This window comes from Streptomyces hokutonensis (assembly GCF_042751305.1).
Classification (GTDB): domain Bacteria; phylum Actinomycetota; class Actinomycetes; order Streptomycetales; family Streptomycetaceae; genus Streptomyces; species Streptomyces hokutonensis_A.
In genome coordinates, this window is the sequence record NZ_JBHYWD010000012.1 from 270110 (window position 1) to 287828 (window position 17719).

Consider the following 17719-nt stretch of genomic DNA (forward strand, 5'->3'; position numbering starts at 1 on the left):
CAACCGCTCGCTCTACCTTCGCGAGGTGCGCTGCCACGATCGGCATCGCCTTCTCGTACTCGTTGGGATCTGCGGCCATGGGCTCAGCCGATCAGGACATGCTGTCGGGGTCAAGGTCGGCAGCGGGCGATCATTTTGGGAAGCTCGTGCACTTTGGCCCGTCTCCCGTGCTGACCTGCGATGGAAGGTGCCTGTCCACCGAGCTGACTGCCGAGTCGGTCCCCGTGGTTCCCCGGTCGACATGGCACGGCTGTCGTGGCTGCCTGGTCACTTCCCCAACGGCGTTGTCAGTGGGGGCTGTTAGCTTCCGTGGCAGAGATGAGCCGGTTCGATGTTCTCACCGAGGAACACGGCGGCTAAGGGGGGTGGCCGGACAGGAGTCCCCGGACCACTGGGTCCCGGGACGCCGAATGGCTCCGTACCCACCCCCCCTCACAACTTTACCGGGGTGACCATGGAACGGCATGAGCTGGAATCGCTGTTGGCCGGTGACATCCTGCGCCAGTGAGAATGACATGGGCCGCCTTCTGGGCACTGATAGCCACTCTGAACGGCGAAGCCACGCAGGTGAGTTGCCGACGCCTGGCCGAGGAGCTGAGCCGCTGTTCGGTCCCCGACATCATCGGCTTCGCGGAACGACATGCCGAGGCTCTGTACCGCCTCGACCAAGAGAAGTTCGGGACGCTCTCCGTTGTCGACCTGACGGGTCGGAACGGCGTGCCCTTGCCACAGTCCGCCGACGGGTTCCTGTACGCCCGTTGCGCTGTCGTCGCCGCAGGACAAGCCGTATGGGAAGGCGTCTTCTTCGACGTCGACAAGTTCGCCCCGTACACCTCCACCGTGTTTGACGGGGAGTGGCTGCTGTATGTGCCGGATCGGGCATACGAACTCGCTACCGGGAGGGAGTGGGACCGCTCAACCCGGTACTGCTTCGAGAGCTACTCCAACAGGGATGGATGGCCGAGCCTGGGGAGCTGAGGTGCACTACCGCTTGACGGGGACCTCGTAGGTCGGTCCTCCTGGCGCCGGGTATTTGGCAGTGCTGTTTGTCGGTGTGTGGGTTGGTCTGTTCGCGGGTGGGAGCGAGCGGCAGTTCCACAAGCTCGTGGCGCTCGTGCGGCGTCGGGGTGGAGGCAAGCCCACCGGCGGCCGTGGTGGGGCCCCTGCCTCTGGAGGACCGTATGTTGCCGGTGGCGGACGAACTGGTGCTCTCCGCCGAGCAGTTGGAGCGGCTGTCCGCGGTGGCGGCACCGGTCGGTGGCCGGTACGCCGACTTGAGCCGCATCAACCGGTAGTCCCCGCCCGGTCGGAGGGGTGCCGGGTGCCCCACGTCCCCGCCGCGGTCACTCGCAGGCGACCCCGTCCCCGTCCCGGTCGAGGTGGGAGTCGTAGCCGGGATCGCCCCGGTAGAGGGGCGTGACACCGGCGGCGCGGGCGGCGGTGCAGTTCGCGTAGTAGGTGCTCGTGCCGCCGGAGCCGCTGTCGTCGGACCCGGAACCCGAACCGGAGCCGCTCCCCGCCACCGCCTCCGCCGTCACCGTCTTGGTCACCTTGACGGTCTTCGTCGCGGTCACCGTGGGCGCGGGGGACGGGACCGCGGTCTCCGTCGCGGTCGCCGTGACCGTCATCGTCGGCTGGGGCTTCGCCGCTGCCGGCTTCGCGTCGGCCGTCGTGTCCTTCTTCGTGTCCTGGCCGGAGGCGCCGATACCCGCGCCTATGAAGAGGGCCAGCGCGAGGGCCGGGAGCACATACCGCTTGCGGGCCCAGCGGGGTGCGGGCTGGTCCGGCTGGGGCGTCGGTGGTACGGGTGGCATCGCGTACGGATGAGTCATCTCGTCCCCCTGTGTCCGGTGTGGCATGGAAGGTAATGCCGGGACGGGATGTGTGAAGGAGGAGTGACCAACCTGTGATGGTCCGTGACGGTCGCGTCACTCGGCGTGGGAGGCGCGGGGCCGGTCCGGCTCTCGTACGCTCTTCGTGCACCGGGATGCATGCCGGGATTCGCGCGTCGACGGGAGGAGCCGACCATGTCCGGTTGGAGCGAGAAGGCTGTCCCCGATCAGCGCGGCCGGGTAGCCGTCGTCACCGGGGCCAACAGCGGGCTCGGCTACGTCACCGCGCGGGAGCTGGCCCGCAAGGGTGCGCGGGTGGTGCTCGCCTGCCGCAGTGAGGTGCGGGGGAGTGAGGCCGCCGACCGGATCGTCGCCGAAGTGCCGGGCGCCGAGGCGCAGTTCGGGCGGTTGGATCTCGGGAACCTGTCCTCCGTACGGGAGTTCGCGGCCGCCTTCCCGTACGAGCGGCTCGATCTGCTCGTCAACAACGCCGGGGTCATGGCGATGCCGTACGGCACGACGGTGGACGGCTTCGAGACGCACTTCGGTGTCAATCATCTCGGGCACTTCGCGCTGACCGGGCTGCTGCTGCCGGCTCTGCTCGACGCGCCGGAGGCGCGGATCGTCACCGTCTCCAGCTTCATGCACACGCTCGCCAACATCGACATCGACGATCTCAACAGCGGGCGGCGGTACGGTCGTTGGACCGCCTACTCCCGCTCCAAGTCCGCCAATCTGCTCTTCACGCACGAACTGGCGCGGCGGCTCGCGGCGGCCGGTTCGGGGGTGGTCGCCACCGCCGCCCATCCCGGGTACGCCGCCACCAACCTCCAGGCCGCCGGGCCGCGGGCGGAGGGGCGCAGGGGTGCGGAGCGGGTCATGGAACTCGGCAACCGCGTCTTCGCCCAGTCCGCGGAGGCCGGCGCGCTGCCTTCCCTCTACGCGGCGACCGCGCCCGACGTACGCCCCGATTCCTTCTACGGTCCGCGAGTTGCGATGTGGCGCGGGGCACCGGCCCGCTCCTGGCGGGCGCCGTGGACCCTCAACGACGCGATGGGGCAACGGCTTTGGGCGGCCTCGGAGGAGATGACCGGGGTCGTGTACGACCAACTCAAGGCGTAGGGCCGTGGCGGCTACTTCGGCCCTTGGTCCTGGCCATGCTCGGCAGCCCAGGTTCTTCTGGAACGGTCAGTCAAGTGACCGTTGTTAAAGCATCCGCTGTCACGCGCTGCGCACCTCGTACGTCTCCACCCGCACCGACGCATCGTCCAGGCACTCCCCGGACACCAGGTCGAACCGCTGCTTGAGCAGCGGCGAGGCCACGAACGGGCGGCCCTGGTGGGTGCCGGTCAGGCCGCGGGAGAGGACGGCCGCGCCGTTGAAGGGGTCGCGGTTGTCGATGCCGTAGAGGGTGCCGGCGCGGTCGCGGAACAGGGCGACCTGGCGGCCGTCCGGCAGCAGGGCCGCCACCCCGCGGCCGGGGGTGAGCCGGTTGAGGTCGCAGACGGTGAACCAGCCGTCGGCGAGCTGGAGTTGGACCTTCAGGTCGGTCGTCTCGGGAGCCAGGGTCATCGCTGGGCGCTTCCTTCCAGGACGTCGGCGGTCTGCTGCGGCCGCATGCCGATGGTCAGCAGCGGCAGGTCGGGCTTGATCTGGTCGCGCTCGGGGACGAAGCCGACGACCGGGTCCGGCGTGTCCGGCGCGTTCACGAAGGAAACGAATCGGCCCAGCTTCTCGGGGTCGTTGATGGTCTCGGCCCACTCGTCGCGGTACCCGGCGACATGCGCGGCCATCAGCGACTCCAGCTCCTCGCAGATGCCGAGCGAGTCCTCCACGACCACGTCCCGGATGTGGTCCAGGCCGCCCGGGATCCGCTCCAGCCACACGCTCGTGCGCTCGAGGCGGTCGGCCGTGCGGATGTAGAACATCAGGAATCGGTCGATCAGACGGATCAGTTCGGCATCGGTCAAGTCCTGTGCCAGCAGGTCCGCGTGGCGCGGGGTCGCGCCGCCGTTGCCGCCGACGTACAGGTTCCAGCCGTTGGCGGTTGCGATGACCCCGAAGTCCTTCGACTGGGCCTCGGCGCACTCGCGGGCGCAGCCGGACACCGCCGACTTGAGCTTGTGCGGCGAGCGCAGTCCCCGGTAGCGCAGCTCCAGGTCGATCGCCATCCGCACCGAGTCCTGGACGCCGTAGCGGCACCAGGTCTGCCCGACGCAGGACTTCACCGTGCGCAGGGCCTTTCCGTACGCGTGGCCGGACTCGAAGCCCGCGTCCACCAACCTCGCCCAGATCAACGGGAGTTGCTCCACCCGCGCGCCGAAGAGGTCGATGCGCTGGCCGCCGGTGATCTTCGTGTAGAGGCCGAAGTCGCGGGCCACCTCGCCGATCACGATGAGCTTCTCGGGGGTGATCTCGCCGCCGGGGATGCGCGGCACGATCGAATAGGAGCCGTTCTTCTGGAGGTTGGCGAGGAAGTGGTCGTTGCTGTCCTGGAGGGCCGCCTGCTCGCCGTCCAGGACATAGCCGCTCGCGCCGATCGTCGGGGCGAGGGACGCGATGATCGAGGCGACCGTCGGCTTGCAGATCTCGCAGCCGTCGCCGCCCCGGGCGCCCTCACGGCCGTAGCGGTCCAGCAGGTCCTGGTAGGTGTTGATGCGCAGCGCGAGGGCGATCTCGTACAGCTCCTCGCGGGTCTGCGCGAAGCAGCCGCACAGGCCCTTGTCGACCTCGACGCCGTTCGCCTCCAGCTCGGCGGTGACCAGCTGGCCGAGCACCTTGACGCAACTCCCGCACCCGGTACCGGCCTTGGTGCACTTCTTCACCTCCGGCACGCTCGTGCAGGAGTGGTCCGTCACCGCGCCGCGGATCGTGCCCTTGGTGACGTTGTGGCAGGAGCAGATGACCGCCTCGTCGGGCAGCGCGGACGGGCCGAGTTGGACGGCGCCCCCGGAACCGGCCGGCAGCACCAACTGCTCGGGGGAGACCGGCGGTACGGACCCCGTGAACGCGCGCAGCGTGCCGTAGGCCTCCGCGTCGCCGACCAGGATGCCGCCCAGCAGCTCGCCGCCCCGGCCGATCACCAGCTTCTTGTACGTCCCGGCCCGCGCGTCGGAGTAGACGACGTCGAGGCAGTCCGCGGTGGCGCCGTGCGCGTCGCCGAAGGACGCCACGTCCACGCCGAGCAGCTTCAGCTTGGTCGACAAGTCGGCGCCGGTGAACGCCGATTCGTCCTGCGCGATGGTCGCCGCGACCGTCTCCGCCTGCTCGTAGCCGGGCGCCACCAGGCCGTACACCCGGCCGTCCGCCGCCAGCGCGCACTCGCCGATCGCGAAGACGTGCGGGTCGGTGACCGTACGGCACTGTTCGTCGACCGAGATGCCGCCGCGCTCGCCGACCGACAGCCCGGATTCCCGGGCGAGTTGGTCGCGGGGGCGGACACCGGCGCTGAACACCACCATGTCCGTGGCGAGTTCGGAACCGTCCGACAGCTTCATGCCGGTGACCGCGCCGTCCGCGCCGGCGACGATCTCCTGCGTACCGGTCCCCGTGTGGACCGTGAGACCCATGTCCTCGATGGTGCGCAGCAGGGCCGCGCCACCGCCCTCGTCGACCTGCACCGGCATCAGCCGGGGCGCGAACTCCACGATGTGCGTGGCCAGTCCGAGCCCCTTGAGCGCACCGGCCGCCTCCAGGCCGAGCAGCCCGCCGCCGACCACCGCACCCGTCGTGGCCCGCGACTTGGCGTACGCCTCGATCGCGAGCAGGTCCTCGATCGTGCGGTAGACGAAACAGCCGTCGGAGTCCTTGCCCGGGACGGGCGGCACGAACGGGTAGGAGCCGGTGGCGAGTACAAGGGCGTCGTACTCGACCACCAGCCCGGAGCGGGCCGTTACCGTCTTCGCCGCCCGGTCGATCGTCTCGGCCGGGTCGCCGACGTACAGCTCGATGCCGTGGTCCTTGATGAACCCCGCGTCCGTGAGCGACAGTTCCTCGGGGGTGCGGCCCGAGAAGTACGAGGTGAGCTGGACGCGGTCGTAGGCCGGGCGCGGCTCCTCGCACAGCACGACCACGCGGTGTGTCGCGGTCAGGCCGCGCTCGGCGAGCGCTTCGAGGAAGCGCTGACCGACCATGCCGTGGCCGACGAGCACGATGGTGGGCACCACACGCGGATTCGAGGTCATGTCCAGGAGCCTGCGACTTCGGTGTTACCCGACCGCATCCCAGCTGTTTCCCGTGAGGAACGCTGCCCTCAGCGGGAGCACGCGGGGGGTGTGAGGGTTCCGGGCGCGCGCCGGGGGCGGAGTGTGAGGACGGGCCGGTCAGCGCCGGTTCGGTTAACCGAACCCCGCACTTCCGTGCAGGCACCATCGTGTACGGCGGGCGGCGGCGGAACGCTGGAGACATCGGTTTTCGGCAGTTCACGGCCAGGAGGAAGCACCATGGACAGTGTTCGTCAGGTGGAGGTTCGCGACACCGGGGCGGTGCGGGCGTGGCGGATCGCCCGCGAGCCCTTCACCGCCGCGACCTGGCGCCGCACGGCCTACGCGGTACTCGCGTTCCCCGTGGGCCTGGTGTGCGTCCCGCTCTCCCTGCTCGGCGCCCCCACGGCACGCTGGCAGCGGGGCCTGGTCCACCGCTTCCTGGGCGCGGACATTCCGGGCACCGCCCGGCGCGGCGGCCTGCGCCACGCGCTCCTCGCCACCCCCCTCAACCTCCTCACCACCTTCATCACGGTCTACGGCTGGGCGATCGTCCCCATGAACCTCGGCTGGCCGCTGCGCGCCGGCGACGACTACGCCGGCGCGTGGGGCGGCCCGACCTTCGCCGGGGCCTGGGCCTTCCACGCGATTCTGGGCGGTATCGGCTTCCTGCTGCTGACGCCGTGGCTGGTGCGGGGTCTCACCGCCGTCCAGGTCCGTGTCGCCAGGTCGCTCCTCTCCTAGGTTGATCCCATGCCGAGCCTCCGCTCCCGCCTCCGCACGCTCGCGGTCGCCACCTTCGGCCGCCGCGCGCTGGCCGCCGTCCTCTACGGCGTGCTCGCCCTCCCGCTCGCCTTGATCGGCTTCTTCCTCACCCTCGTCGGACTGGCGTTCGGCGGCGCGCTGTCGGTGACCACGCTCGGGCTGTGGCTGCTGGCCGTCACCGTGCGGGGCGCGCTGGCGCTCGGCGCGCTCCAGCGGGGGCTCGCGCGGCGACTGCTCGGACTGGAGATCGAACCGCCGGGCGTATCCGGTGGCAGCGGGCTCCTCGGCTGGCGGCGGGGCGTACTGCTGGACCGGGCGGGCTGGCGGGCCGCCGGCTGCGCGCTGCTGACACCGTTCACGGCCGTCTTCGCGTACGCGGCCGTCGTCATCGGATACGTCTACGGCGTCCTGCTCACCCTGCACCCGCTGCTCAAGCGCTGGAACTACGACGTGGTGCACAGCGCCGACGGCTCCACGCGCCGCGTGTCACTGGAGTTCTTCGGCTTCCAACTCGACTCCTGGCCAAGGTGGTTGATCCCGTTCACGGCCGGACTGCTGCTGCTCGCCGCCGCACCTGTCCTCCTCCGTTACGCCCTCGGCCCGCACCGCGCCCTGCTGACCGTGCTGCTCGGCCCGGACGCCGCGACCCGCCGGATCCGCACCCTGGAGGAGACCCGCGCCCGGGCCGTCGACGACGCGGCACTGACCCTCCGCCGTATCGAACGCGATCTGCACGACGGCACCCAGGCCCGGCTGGTCTCCCTCGCCATGCAGCTCACCATGATCCGCGAACTGGTCACCACCGAGGCCGCACCCGACCGGGTCCTCGCCGTCGTCGACACTGCCCGGGGCAACGCCACCCAGGCCATCACCGACCTGCGCCACCTGGTCAAGGGCATCCATCCGCCCGTACTCGACGAAGGCCTGCACGCCGCGCTCACCACCCTCGCCGCCGACAGCGCGCTCCCCGTCACCCTCACCACCGACATCGGCACCCGCCCCACCCCGGCCGTCGAGACCATCGCCTACTTCTGCGCCGCCGAACTCCTCGCCAACGCGACGAAACACGCCCGGGCCACGGCCGCGGCCGTCGACGTCACCGCCCGCGACGGAGTCCTGCGGCTGCGCGTCACCGACGACGGACAGGGCGGCGCGACCCTCGGCGCCGGTTCCGGACTCACCGGCCTGCTGGCCCGGGTCCGTACCGTCGACGGCACACTGACCTGCGACAGCCCGCACGGAGGCCCTACGGTGGTCACGGTCGAACTCCCGCAGATGTGAACGGAGTGGTATGCGCGTCGTCATCGCCGAGGACTCGGCCCTCCTGCGCGACGGACTGGTCCAGCTGCTCCAGCTGCGGGACGTGGAGGTGGCGGAGGCGGTCGGCGACGCGGAAGCCCTACTGGCCGCGGTCGCGGCCCACGCCCCCGACGTCGCCGTCGTCGACATCCGCCTCCCGCCCACCCAGACCGACGAGGGCGTACGGGCGGCCGTACGACTGCGGGAGCAACACCCCGCGACGGGCGTCCTGTTGTTCTCGCAGTACGTCGAGACGACCCACGCGGCTCAACTCCTCGGCAACCCGGCCGGGTTCGGGTACCTCCTCAAGGAACGCGTCGTCGACATCGGCGAGTTCGTCGGCGCCCTGGAACGCGTCGCCGCCGGCGGCACCGCCCTCGACCCCGAGGTCGTCGCCCAACTCTTCGGCGCCGCCCGCCGGTCCACCGCCCTCGACACCCTCACCCCACGCGAACGCGAGGTCCTCGCCCTGATGGCGGAGGGCCGCACCAACCACGCGATCGCCACCGCGTTCACGGTCTCCGAGCGGGCGGTCGAGAAGCACGTGGCCAACATCTTCACCAAGCTCGACCTGCCGCCGTCGGAAACGGGGAACCGGCGGGTGCTCGCCGTACTCCGGTATCTGGAGAACGGGCGCTGAAGCCCGGCGAAGAACAGGCTCACCCGGTGCGATGTCACGCTTTCAGGGCGGTGAGCTGATACAGCGGGTCCGGGCGGGCCGCGTCCTGGTCGGCAGTGCGGCGAGCCGTCGGCAGGCGAGCCGCCGGCACATGTCGGTCACCTGGTCCTGGGCCGCGTGCGTGGCCCAGGGGATGTGCGCCGTTTCGATCACCACGCGCCACCTGCGCGGGCTGCGGCCCTGCCCTGTTCCGGGGAACACCGTCCCGCCGGGTCGCAGCACTCTGGCCGCCTCGGCCGGCACCGGTGCGGGGTCCGGCAGGAGATGCGGCAGCCACACGATCACGACGGCGTCCACCGAGTTCGGCGCGAAGGGAAGCCGCGTGGCGTCGCCGCGTACGACACCTCCGGAATCCGCCGCCCGGCAAGGCCCGGCATCCCGGGTGAACGGTCGATCCCGACCACCGTCCGCTCCGGGCGCCGCAGTCCGCGGGTCACGATGCCCGTGCCGCATGCCATGTCGAGGATCACGCAAGATCCTTGCGGCAGCGGTGCCGCCCACGCCCCGTGATCCAGATCACGCAGCGCAACTGCATCGCGGAAGGCCACCCACAGCCTTTTACCCGGTGTAGGCAACCAGTGGGAGCAGAGACAGTGCGCATCGAGCAGGGTCAGGCGGGTGAGTTCGAGGAGTTCGTGGCGGCCCGCTGGTCGGTACTCCTCCATCTCGCGCGTCTGCTCGTCGGCGGCGACCGGCACCGGGCCGAGGATCTGGCGCAGGAGGCCCTGGTCAAGCTCTGGTTCGTCTGGCCGAAGGTCTCCCAGGACGCGCCGGAGGCATACGTCCGCAAGGTGATGGTCCGCGCGGCGGCGCGCGCGGGCCGGCGTCGCTGGTGGGGCGAACGCCCGGTCGAGCGGCTGCCCGAGGGGGCGATGACCGGGGACGTGTCCGCCGACGTGGCGGAGCGGTCCCGGCTGGAGGCCGCGCTCGCCCAGCTGTCGCCGAACCAGCGCGCGGCCGTGGTGCTGCGCTACTACCAGGACCTGCCCGAGGGCCAGGTCGCGGAGGCGCTCGGGTGTCCGGTGGGCACCGCGCGCTCCCACGCCTCCCGTGGTGTGGCGCGGCTGCGACAGATCCTGACCGATGCCATCGAGCCGACGTGGTGAAGGAGGACCCCATGGATCAAATGGATCCGTTCGAACGGCAGTTGGCGCGGATGATGCGCGACACGCATGAGCCCGTCCCCTTCGAGCCGCGACACCGGGAACGTCTCCACGAGGGAGTACGTGTCCGTCGCCGTACCAGGGTGGTGCGCCGGACCGTCGGCTGCGCCCTGGCCGTCGCCGGCGTCGGTATCGGGCTGCTCCTGCTGCCCGCAGGTCCGACCCGGGTCGAGCCCGCCGAGCCCCACCCGAGGCCGGTGACCAGCCCGACGTCCACCGGCTCGGCCCCGACACCGTCGGAGACCCCGACCGCTCCGCCCACCTCGTCCGCCACGACATCCCTGGCCGATCCCGGCGCCACGACCTCGGACACTCCCACCGCGCCCGTCACGACCGGGAGTTCGGCCACGGCCACGGCAACTTACGGCGGGAACACGGGCGTTACGACACCGCCCGCCACCTCCTCCGCCACACCTTCCGACACGGCGACCGCGGAGAACCTGAGCCGGAGCACGCCGTCGTCCAGCGCGTCGTCGCTCACCGTCTCGCCCGGCTCCGGTTCCTGAACCCACCCCCGCCACCGGTGCCTTCGGCATGCCCCAAACCAGTGCACAGAAAGGGCAAACCATGATGAATGACGAGTCACTCAGTCCGGCGGACGTGATCAGCCGGCTACCGCGACGCACACCGGTGCCGACCCATCACCCGGGCCCCGTCCTGGACGTGGTGGTCCCGGTGTTCAACGAGGAGACGGACCTGGAGCCGAACGTGCGCCGCCTCCACGCGCACCTCTCCGAGGCGTTCCCCTACCCGTTCCGGATCACCGTCGCCGACAACGCCAGCACCGACCGCACCCCGGACATCGCCGCCCGCCTGGCCGCCGAACTGCCCGGAACCGAGTGGCTACGGCTGCCCGAGAAGGGCCGGGGCCGGGCGCTGCGCGCCGCCTGGTCGCGGTCGCCCGCGCCGGTGCTCGCGTACGTGGACGTCGACCTCTCCACCGAACTGGCCGCCCTGCTGCCCCTGGTCGCCCCACTGATCTCCGGCCACTCCGACCTGGCCATCGGCACCCGCCTCGCCCCCGCCTCCCGGGTGGTGCGCGGCCCCAAACGCGAGGTCACCTCCCGCTGCTACAACGCCCTGCTCCGCTCCACCCTCGCCGTCGGCTTCTCCGACGCGCAGTGCGGATTCAAGGCCGTACGGCGCGATGTCGCCGACGTGCTGCTGCCGCTGGTCGAGGACACCGGGTGGTTCTTCGACACCGAACTGCTGGTGATCGCCGAGCGCGCCGGCCTCCGCATCCACGAGGTGCCGGTCGACTGGGTCGACGACCCCGACAGCCGGGTCGACATCCTCGCCACCGCGCTCGCCGACCTGCGCGGCATCGCCAGAATCGGCGGAGCACTGGCCCGCGGCACCCTGACACCGGCGGCGCTGCGATTCCCCGCGCCTGACGACACCACCGCCGCCGCGCCGACCGAACCGTCTGCCCAACTCACCCGCTCGCAGCCTGGATTGGGCGTTCAGCTCACGTCGGCGGAGGCGGGAGAGGGGGCCCGGCTGACTCCCGCGCAGTCCGGACCGGTTGCCCAACTCGACGGTGCGCGGCCTGGATCGGGCGTGCAGCTGACGCGGGCGGAGGTGGGCGAGGGTGCCCGGCTGACTCCCGCGCAGCTCGGACTGGTTGCCCAACTCGACGGTGTGCAGCCTGGATTGGGCGTGCAGCTCACGTCGGCGGAGGTGGGAGAGGCTGTCCGGCTGACTCCCGCGCAGCTCGGACCGGTTGCCCAACTCGACGGTGCGCGGCCTGGATTGGGCGTGCAGCTCACGTCGGCGGAGGCGGGAGAGGCTGTCCGGCTGACTCCCGCGCAGCTCGGACCGGCTGCCCAACTCGACGGTGCGCAGCGTGGATTGGGCGTGCAGCTCACGTCGGCGGAGGCGGGAGAGGGTGCTCGACTGACTCCCGCGCAGTCCGGACCGGCTGCCCAACTCGACGGTGCGCAGCCCGGACCGGCCGTACAGCTCACTCAGGCGCAGCCCGGACCGGCCGTACAGCAGGCGCAGGCGCAGGCCCCGGCCGGACCGCCCGCCCAGCTCACCCGCGCGCACGCCGGACTGCCCGCCCCAACCTCGCAGGCCTCGGCCGGACTGCCCGCCCCAACCTCGCAGGCCTCGGCCGGACCGCCCGCCCAGTTCGCCCACATCGCGCGAGCCCCCGCCGGCCCCGCCGCCCAGCTCGCCCGCTTCGCCGCCGTCGGCGCGATGAGCACCGTAGGACACCTCCTCCTGTACGCGGCGCTGAGCCCGGCACTCGGCGTCCAGGCCGCCAACGCGCTCGCGCTCCTGCTCTGCGCCCTCGCCAACACGGCCGCGAACAGGCGGCTCACCTTCGGGCACCGAGGACGCGGCGGCGCGCTGCGTCACCACGGCAAGGGGCTCGTGGTCTTCCTGATCGGCCTGGCGCTCACCAGCGGATCGCTCGCGGCCCTGCACCACGCGGCACCGTCGGCCGGCCATGCCACCGATCTCGCCGTACTCCTCGCGGCCAACCTGACCGCGACCGTGCTGCGGTTCCTCCTCCTGCGGGCGTGGGTGTTCCGCGCATGAACGAGACCATCACCCCGGCGAGCGACTGGAACGCGAGACTCTCGGAGGAGCGGCCCGCCCCCACGGACCGCGAGTGGCGACGGCTGCGCGGGGCCGTCAGGGAGTACACCCCCGCACTGGCCTTCTACGGCGCCCTGAAAATCATCGGCTTCGTCTCCTTCATGTGGCTGCTGGACTCCGCCGGGAACTACCGCACCAGGAACCCGCGCTTCGGCGGCGGCGCCCACCCGTGGGACGTACTGGCCACCTGGGACGGCTGGTGGTACCAGCAGATCGCCGTCCACGGCTACCACCCAGAACTGGTCCGCATCCCCGGCGCCACCGGCATGATCACCCTCGAAGGAAACTCGGCGGCCTTCTTCCCGCTGTACCCGGCGCTGATCCGCCTGGCCTCCGAACTCACCGGTCTCGGTTCCTACGGCGCCGGCCTGCTGGTCTCCGTGCTCGCCTCCTTCGCCGCCGCCCTGGGGATATATGCCGTCGCCGCGCACCTCCTGGACCGCCGGGCCGGGCTGGCCGCCGCCGGACTCTGGGCCGTGTGGCCCGGTTCCGGCGTCGAGTGGGCGGTCTACTCCGACTCCCTGTTCGTCGCCCTGGCCGCCTGGGCCTGCCACGCCGTCCTCACCCGCCACTGGCTCACCACCGGCCTCCTCACCTGCGCCGCCGGACTCAACCGCCCCACCGCCGCGGCACTGATCGCCGCGGTCGCCCTCGCGGCCCTGCTCGCACTGCGCGACCGCCGCGACGGCGTCCTGCGTCCACTGGCCGCGACGGCCCTGGCACCACTCGGCCTGCTCGCCTATCTCGGCTGGGTGGGCCACCGAATGGGCGACTACGGCGGCTACTTCAAGCTCCAGTCCGGCGCCTGGGCCCACGAGTGGGACTACGGCCGGCAGACCCTCGACGTCCTCACGTCCATCCCGGTCGGCAAGACCACCTACCTCTTCGCCTGGCCCTTCGCGGACCTGATCGGCGTCTGTGTGGTCCTGCTCGGACTCGCCCTGCTCCCGCTGCTGATCTGGCTGCGCCCGCCGGCGGTACTGGTGGTCTACACGGTCCTCACCGTCGCGCTCGTCCTGGGCAGCCAGCAGATCTTCAGCAACGTCTCCCGCTATCTGCTCCCGCTCTTCCCCCTGTTCCTGCCCCTCGCCGCCGCACTGCGCCGCCTCAGCCTCCCCCACCAGTTCACGCTGCTGGGGCTCGCGGCCCTGGCCTCGGGCTCGTACGCGGGCTACGCCCTCTTCGAACTCGGCGTCCCGTGACCGGACTTGGCGACTAGCGACTGCCCGTCAGATGCGCGAACACGACGACATTCCCCTGATAGCCGGTCGACCGCGAGTAGCCGCCCCCGCACGTGATCACCCTCAACTCGGGCCGCGCGGCGGCGCCGTAGACCTTCTGGTCGGGGAAGCGGCTGGCCTGGTACACCTCGACGGCGTCCACCGTGAACAGCGCGACGGTGCCGTCCAGCCGGTCCAGTTCGATGGCGTTGCCCTTCTTCAGGGCGCCGAGGTCGTAGAAGACGGCGGGCCCGTCGGCGTTGTCGACGTGGCCCGCCACGATCGCCGTGCCGGTCTCACCGGGAGTGGTGCCGGACTCGTACCAGCCGGCGAGGTTCTTCCTCGCGGCCGGGGGCACGTCCAGGCTGCCGGTGCTCGTCAGCTTGAGGCCCATCAGCGGGGCGTCCACATGGATGGCCGGGATCCGGATGCGGTCCGGCGGCGACGGCGGCAGCGCGCGGGCCGCGGCGCGTTCGGCGGCCGGGTCGGGGCGGGCCTCGGCGGCGGACGGCTGCGGCGGCGGGTTCGTGTCCCGGCCACTGGTCAGCAGCCACGCACCTGTGCAGAGTGCGACCACGGTCACGGCCCCTATCGCGGTGTTGCCGAAACGCATCACGCACCCCTCTCCAGTGACCAGGGCCTGCCCCGCGCCCCCTCCGGGTCACGAGGGGCGTCGGACCCGGAGGGGGAGGGGCTTGCGGTACCGGCGGACGGACAGCGGAGGGTGTCCGTCAGATCCCGTCGCCTCTCGCCCGGCGATGCAGGAGCCAGGTACCGCCCGCGGCGGCGACGGCGAGAGCCGCCACACCGGCCGCGGTCTGCACGGGGTCGGGGCCCAGGGCGCCACCGACCCCCGTCTTCACACTTCCGCGCGGCTGCACCTGCTGCCGCATCGAGGCCAGCGTCACCATCAGATCGCCGGAGACCTGCTTGCCGTCCGTGCACTTCGCGACGATCTCGTACGTCCCCGGCTGCGCGCTCGGCGGCACCTTGAACTGCCCGATGGCGTCGCCCTCGTGCGTGCTCGGCGCCAGCGTGAACGTGCCGGCGCCCACCGCGCTGGCGTCCCCGGCCGCCGTACCGCCGTCGCCGCACGCGGCCGTGTTGACCGTGACGTCGCCGCCCGGCACGGCGCTCGACGGGAACACCTCCAGGCTGCCGGTCTCGCCGCCGTACGCCGGTGCGGTCGCGAGACCCGCGGCGGCGAGGGCGAGCGCGGTACCGGTCAACAGACGGGCCGTACGACGCATCGGTGCTCCTCCGAGCTGTGGTTGGCTGCCCTTCCGAGGTAAGTGGCACCGGGCCGAGCCCGCTTCCTGAGCGCGCGTCAGAAGTGTGGTGAATGGGTGTCAGGCGACCGCTCGCACGTCCCGTTCCGCCGCTGTTTCAGCAGGTCATAGGGGTACGACGACCCCGTCCCGAAGGAGTACCCGAAGAGCGCACGCCGAGCGTGTGAACGGGTGACGACCGGTCGGGCTTGACCTCAAGAATGGTTGAGGTACCAGGCTGCCAGGCATGGACACCGACACCGCTCCGCTCTCGATCACCGTCGTCATCGGCAGCAACCGCCACGGCCGCTTCGGCCCGGTAGTCGCCGACTGGCTCCTCACCCACGTCAACGACCGCGCCGACCTCACCCTCCAGGTCGTCGACGTAGCCGACACCGCCCACCTGCCGACCTCCCTCGCCCCGACCCCGGAGGCGACCGCCGCGCTCGCCTCCATCACCCCGAAACTGTCCGCGGCCGACGCCTTCGTCGTCCTCACTCCCGAGTACAACCACTCCTTCCCGGCCGGCCTCAAGAACCTCATCGACTGGCACTACACGGAGTGGCGCGCCAAGCCCGTCGCCCTCGTCTCCTACGGCGGCCTCGCGGGCGGCCTGCGCGCGGTGGAACACCTCCGTCAGGTCTTCGCCGAACTCCACGCCGTCACGGTCCGCGACACCGTCTCCTTCCACAACGCCGGCGCGTCCTTCGACGACCGAGGCCTCCTCAAGGACCCCGCCGCCCCGGACGCGGCGGCGAAGGCGATGCTCGACCAACTGGCCTGGTGGGGACGGTCGTTGAAGGAGGCGCGAGAGGCGCGGCCGTACTCCGGGTAGCCCTCCGCCCGCAATTCACCCGAACGGGAACCCGTCCCACACCGCCAGAACGGCCCCGGCGGACCCGGCGCAGGACTGGCAACTCGGCGCGGCGTACGGAGGGTTGCCGCCCGGCCGCGCACCCTTTCCCTCAAGGATCTGGAACCGGGCGCCACTTGTACGGCCGACCTCTACGTCGGCCGCGAACAGCTCCACCTGGCCCGCGTCCTCACCCGCCCCCGGGCTTCGACCAGGTGCTGACCGCCCAACTCGCGGGCGAGTGGTGGGCGTCAGCGAGCGGGGAGGAGACGCCCCCACGCGCACGGTGACGGTCTCTGGCCGCCCGGACGACCTGACCGGACGCCTGTGGCCGGGTGAGCAACTCGCGGCGGACGGCGCGGAGTCGCGGGTGCCGGCCGAGGTGTACCTGGCGACGGCCGACCTGGCCGACGGGGCCCGCGTGCCGGCCGTAGCGCCGGCCCGTCGGGGGCGGCAGCGGCGGCCGTGGTGACCCGAACTGGGTGACGGAGCGTCAGGAACAGGCGGGAAAGCGCCAGTTGGCCGTCCGACCCGCAAAGCGGGATGCGTGGATGGGAGGGTGTTTGTGGGACTCCTGTTTCAGTCGTTCTGCCGAGGGGCGCGCGGTTCCGCCTCGCGTCAGGTCGATGTCGGAGTTTCAAACGCCCGTACGGATCGTGCTGCCTGTAGTGAGTCGGCAGTGGACGCCTGACCAGCGTCGTCAAGGCGTGGGTCGACAAGATCAACGCCAGTCCCGACACCAACTACTCCGTGCGCAACTTCGCCGGAGACGTCTACTCGATGTTCTTCAAGAACTCCGGTGACTGGAACAACAACATGTGGGGCACCCTGATCGGCAATGCCCCACCGATCTGGCAGGACGTCGCGGCCGCATTCTGCGCGGACGGCTCGGTCAGGCCGACACATCTGCAGGACGACCGGGACGCCACGCCTTCCAACGGCATCGTCTTCCAGAGTTACATGCCCGATCTGTACCTCTACGTCGACGACAGAATGACCGACAACCTGGGCCACCCCTCGAGCGTCAGAATCAGGGGAGGAGACTGGAGGAACTTCTCCAACCTTCCCATCCCGCTCATGAAGGGCCATGCCTACGGTTCGTGCGACGCCAGTGACCGGGGCAGCGGCGGGAATCCCTGGAACGTCTCGCCACCTGTTCCTTTCCTCGGGGACGGCCCCGACAACCACCCCGCGAGCGTCGTTCACTGCGACGACTCGGGTACGAAGTTCACTGATAGCCTGACGCCCTGACAGTGGGTCACAGCAACGGAGAAAACGCATGGGGTCGGGGATCACCTTCATATTCATCCCGTTGTTCTTCTACGTGACACTGGTCGCACTGCTGTGCGTGAAAATCGTCGAGAAGAACTCCTGGAAAATGGGGTTGCTGTTCGCGACGGTTCTCATTTTCCTGCCGGCCGGTGTCCTCACTTTCGCCGGCATGTATGACGCCGGTGTCCTGTAGAGGGCGGGGGAGCGGATGGGGAATCCTCGTCATCGCACTGTCCGTGGCATTCCTGTGTGCGGCGTACGCGTGGCCGTTCATTCCGCTTGTCATCTACCCGATGAACCGACGGCGTGGCTTGTGGGCAGCTCTCTACTGCTGCGCCGTCGGTATTTTCTTCGGAATGTGGTCCGGCTACTCGCACTACAACATCGAAGAATTCTTCGAAGCGGCCGTATTCACCTCTGCCGTTCGAGCGATCGCCGAAGCAACAGGCATATTGGAGAAACCTCGTAGCGGGGGGGGGGGGCGGCCCCCCCCCCCCGCGCGGGGGGGGGGACGCCGCGAGGGCCCCCCCGGGCCGCGCCAGCGCCCCCCGCGCCGCCC

General features: G+C 70.9%; 19 protein-coding genes. 13 read left to right on the forward strand and 6 right to left on the reverse strand.

Annotation, left to right across the window (positions count from 1 at the left end; translation table 11 throughout):
• Positions 1–510 precede the first annotated feature (510 nt).
• The gene (locus tag ACFXC1_RS30420; protein WP_381248341.1) at positions 511–978 is read left to right on the forward strand and encodes a DUF4240 domain-containing protein; all 468 of its coding nucleotides are present in this window, start codon (positions 511–513) and stop codon (positions 976–978) included.
• A 365-nt stretch (positions 979–1343) separates the two neighbouring features.
• Here the strand turns inward: ACFXC1_RS30420 and ACFXC1_RS30425 are convergent, their stop codons facing one another.
• The gene (locus ACFXC1_RS30425) at positions 1344–1832 is read right to left on the reverse strand and encodes an excalibur calcium-binding domain-containing protein (protein ID WP_381248344.1); all 489 of its coding nucleotides are present in this window, start codon (positions 1830–1832) and stop codon (positions 1344–1346) included.
• 195 nt (positions 1833–2027) lie between these two features.
• On the opposite strand from ACFXC1_RS30425, the gene ACFXC1_RS30430 reads away from it, so the two are divergent.
• Positions 2028–2954, forward strand: coding sequence for an oxidoreductase (locus ACFXC1_RS30430; RefSeq protein ID WP_381248346.1), 927 nt, complete (start codon positions 2028–2030; stop codon positions 2952–2954).
• A gap of 99 nt (positions 2955–3053) precedes the next feature.
• Here the strand turns inward: ACFXC1_RS30430 and nirD are convergent, their stop codons facing one another.
• Together nirD and nirB are read right to left on the reverse strand one after the other, a co-directional pair.
• Positions 3054–3404, reverse strand: a complete 351-nt coding sequence (nirD, locus tag ACFXC1_RS30435) for a nitrite reductase small subunit NirD (protein ID WP_381248348.1) — start codon at positions 3402–3404, stop codon at positions 3054–3056.
• The gene (gene nirB, locus ACFXC1_RS30440; RefSeq protein WP_381248351.1) at positions 3401–6016 is read right to left on the reverse strand and encodes a nitrite reductase large subunit NirB; all 2616 of its coding nucleotides are present in this window, start codon (positions 6014–6016) and stop codon (positions 3401–3403) included. The genes nirD and nirB overlap by 4 nt, the downstream gene beginning before the upstream one ends.
• A 258-nt stretch (positions 6017–6274) precedes the next feature.
• On the opposite strand from nirB, the gene ACFXC1_RS30445 reads away from it, so the two are divergent.
• Genes ACFXC1_RS30445 through ACFXC1_RS30455 form a run of 3 tightly spaced genes read left to right on the forward strand, consistent with a single transcriptional unit; the run spans position 6275 to position 8738 of the window.
• Complete coding sequence (locus tag ACFXC1_RS30445; protein ID WP_381248353.1) at positions 6275–6778, forward strand: hypothetical protein; 504 nt, start codon at positions 6275–6277, stop codon at positions 6776–6778.
• 9 nt (positions 6779–6787) lie between these two features.
• Positions 6788–8080, forward strand: coding sequence for a sensor histidine kinase (locus ACFXC1_RS30450; RefSeq protein WP_381248354.1), 1293 nt, complete (start codon positions 6788–6790; stop codon positions 8078–8080).
• A 10-nt stretch (positions 8081–8090) separates the two neighbouring features.
• Positions 8091–8738 (forward strand): response regulator transcription factor, encoded by a 648-nt coding sequence (locus ACFXC1_RS30455; RefSeq protein WP_381248355.1) that lies wholly within the window; start codon positions 8091–8093, stop codon positions 8736–8738.
• 42 nt (positions 8739–8780) lie between these two features.
• Here the strand turns inward: ACFXC1_RS30455 and ACFXC1_RS30460 are convergent, their stop codons facing one another.
• On the reverse strand, positions 8781–9074 hold the full coding sequence (locus tag ACFXC1_RS30460; RefSeq protein WP_381248357.1) for a methyltransferase domain-containing protein: 294 nt from the start codon (positions 9072–9074) through the stop codon (positions 8781–8783).
• A 302-nt stretch (positions 9075–9376) separates the two neighbouring features.
• On the opposite strand from ACFXC1_RS30460, the gene ACFXC1_RS30465 reads away from it, so the two are divergent.
• The 4 genes from ACFXC1_RS30465 (at position 9377) to ACFXC1_RS30480 (ending at position 13749) form a co-directional block, all read left to right on the forward strand.
• Positions 9377–9883: a SigE family RNA polymerase sigma factor gene (locus ACFXC1_RS30465; RefSeq protein WP_381248454.1), complete on the forward strand. Its 507-nt coding sequence runs from the start codon at positions 9377–9379 to the stop codon at positions 9881–9883.
• Between the two features lie 11 nt (positions 9884–9894).
• The gene (locus ACFXC1_RS30470) at positions 9895–10446 is read left to right on the forward strand and encodes a RodZ family helix-turn-helix domain-containing protein (protein ID WP_381248359.1); all 552 of its coding nucleotides are present in this window, start codon (positions 9895–9897) and stop codon (positions 10444–10446) included.
• A 61-nt stretch (positions 10447–10507) separates the two neighbouring features.
• Positions 10508–12487, forward strand: coding sequence for a glycosyltransferase (locus tag ACFXC1_RS30475; RefSeq protein ID WP_381248360.1), 1980 nt, complete (start codon positions 10508–10510; stop codon positions 12485–12487).
• Positions 12484–13749, forward strand: coding sequence for a glycosyltransferase family 39 protein (locus ACFXC1_RS30480; protein ID WP_381248362.1), 1266 nt, complete (start codon positions 12484–12486; stop codon positions 13747–13749). The genes ACFXC1_RS30475 and ACFXC1_RS30480 overlap by 4 nt, the downstream gene beginning before the upstream one ends.
• A 13-nt stretch (positions 13750–13762) precedes the next feature.
• Here ACFXC1_RS30480 and ACFXC1_RS30485 read toward each other — a convergent pair whose 3' ends face one another.
• Positions 13763–14380, reverse strand: a complete 618-nt coding sequence (locus tag ACFXC1_RS30485) for a class F sortase (protein WP_381248365.1) — start codon at positions 14378–14380, stop codon at positions 13763–13765.
• A gap of 118 nt (positions 14381–14498) precedes the next feature.
• Positions 14499–15017 carry a hypothetical protein gene (locus ACFXC1_RS30490; RefSeq protein WP_381248368.1) on the reverse strand — a complete coding sequence of 173 codons (519 nt, stop codon included), beginning with the start codon at positions 15015–15017 and terminating at the stop codon, positions 14499–14501.
• A gap of 265 nt (positions 15018–15282) precedes the next feature.
• Between ACFXC1_RS30490 and ACFXC1_RS30495 the strand changes: the two genes are divergently transcribed.
• From ACFXC1_RS30495 to ACFXC1_RS30510, 4 genes are all read left to right on the forward strand, one after another.
• Positions 15283–15870 (forward strand): NADPH-dependent FMN reductase, encoded by a 588-nt coding sequence (locus tag ACFXC1_RS30495; protein WP_381248371.1) that lies wholly within the window; start codon positions 15283–15285, stop codon positions 15868–15870.
• Between the two features lie 304 nt (positions 15871–16174).
• Positions 16175–16360 (forward strand): hypothetical protein, encoded by a 186-nt coding sequence (locus tag ACFXC1_RS30500; RefSeq protein WP_381248374.1) that lies wholly within the window; start codon positions 16175–16177, stop codon positions 16358–16360.
• Between the two features lie 278 nt (positions 16361–16638).
• Positions 16639–17139, forward strand: a complete 501-nt coding sequence (locus tag ACFXC1_RS30505) for a hypothetical protein (protein WP_381248377.1) — start codon at positions 16639–16641, stop codon at positions 17137–17139.
• A 28-nt stretch (positions 17140–17167) separates the two neighbouring features.
• Positions 17168–17353, forward strand: a complete 186-nt coding sequence (locus ACFXC1_RS30510) for a hypothetical protein (RefSeq protein ID WP_381248380.1) — start codon at positions 17168–17170, stop codon at positions 17351–17353.
• Positions 17354–17719: the final 366 nt, after the last annotated feature.

Excerpts from the sequence above, each read along its gene's own strand:
- nirB (WP_381248351.1), bottom strand. The coding sequence starts at position 6,016 with ATGACCTCGAATCCGCGTGTGGTGCCCACCATCGTGCTCGTCGGCCAC.
- ACFXC1_RS30455 (WP_381248355.1), top strand. The coding sequence starts at position 8,091 with ATGCGCGTCGTCATCGCCGAGGACTCGGCCCTCCTGCGCGACGGACTG.
- ACFXC1_RS30480 (WP_381248362.1), top strand. The coding sequence starts at position 12,484 with ATGAACGAGACCATCACCCCGGCGAGCGACTGGAACGCGAGACTCTCG.
- ACFXC1_RS30425 (WP_381248344.1), bottom strand. The coding sequence starts at position 1,832 with ATGACTCATCCGTACGCGATGCCACCCGTACCACCGACGCCCCAGCCG.
- ACFXC1_RS30510 (WP_381248380.1), top strand. The coding sequence starts at position 17,168 with ATGGGGTCGGGGATCACCTTCATATTCATCCCGTTGTTCTTCTACGTG.
- ACFXC1_RS30420 (WP_381248341.1), top strand. The coding sequence starts at position 511 with ATGACATGGGCCGCCTTCTGGGCACTGATAGCCACTCTGAACGGCGAA.
- ACFXC1_RS30495 (WP_381248371.1), top strand. The coding sequence starts at position 15,283 with ATGGACACCGACACCGCTCCGCTCTCGATCACCGTCGTCATCGGCAGC.
- nirD (WP_381248348.1), bottom strand. The coding sequence starts at position 3,404 with ATGACCCTGGCTCCCGAGACGACCGACCTGAAGGTCCAACTCCAGCTC.
- ACFXC1_RS30430 (WP_381248346.1), top strand. The coding sequence starts at position 2,028 with ATGTCCGGTTGGAGCGAGAAGGCTGTCCCCGATCAGCGCGGCCGGGTA.
- ACFXC1_RS30450 (WP_381248354.1), top strand. The coding sequence starts at position 6,788 with ATGCCGAGCCTCCGCTCCCGCCTCCGCACGCTCGCGGTCGCCACCTTC.
- ACFXC1_RS30445 (WP_381248353.1), top strand. The coding sequence starts at position 6,275 with ATGGACAGTGTTCGTCAGGTGGAGGTTCGCGACACCGGGGCGGTGCGG.
- ACFXC1_RS30475 (WP_381248360.1), top strand. The coding sequence starts at position 10,508 with ATGATGAATGACGAGTCACTCAGTCCGGCGGACGTGATCAGCCGGCTA.
- ACFXC1_RS30485 (WP_381248365.1), bottom strand. The coding sequence starts at position 14,380 with ATGCGTTTCGGCAACACCGCGATAGGGGCCGTGACCGTGGTCGCACTC.
- ACFXC1_RS30490 (WP_381248368.1), bottom strand. The coding sequence starts at position 15,017 with ATGCGTCGTACGGCCCGTCTGTTGACCGGTACCGCGCTCGCCCTCGCC.
- ACFXC1_RS30470 (WP_381248359.1), top strand. The coding sequence starts at position 9,895 with ATGGATCAAATGGATCCGTTCGAACGGCAGTTGGCGCGGATGATGCGC.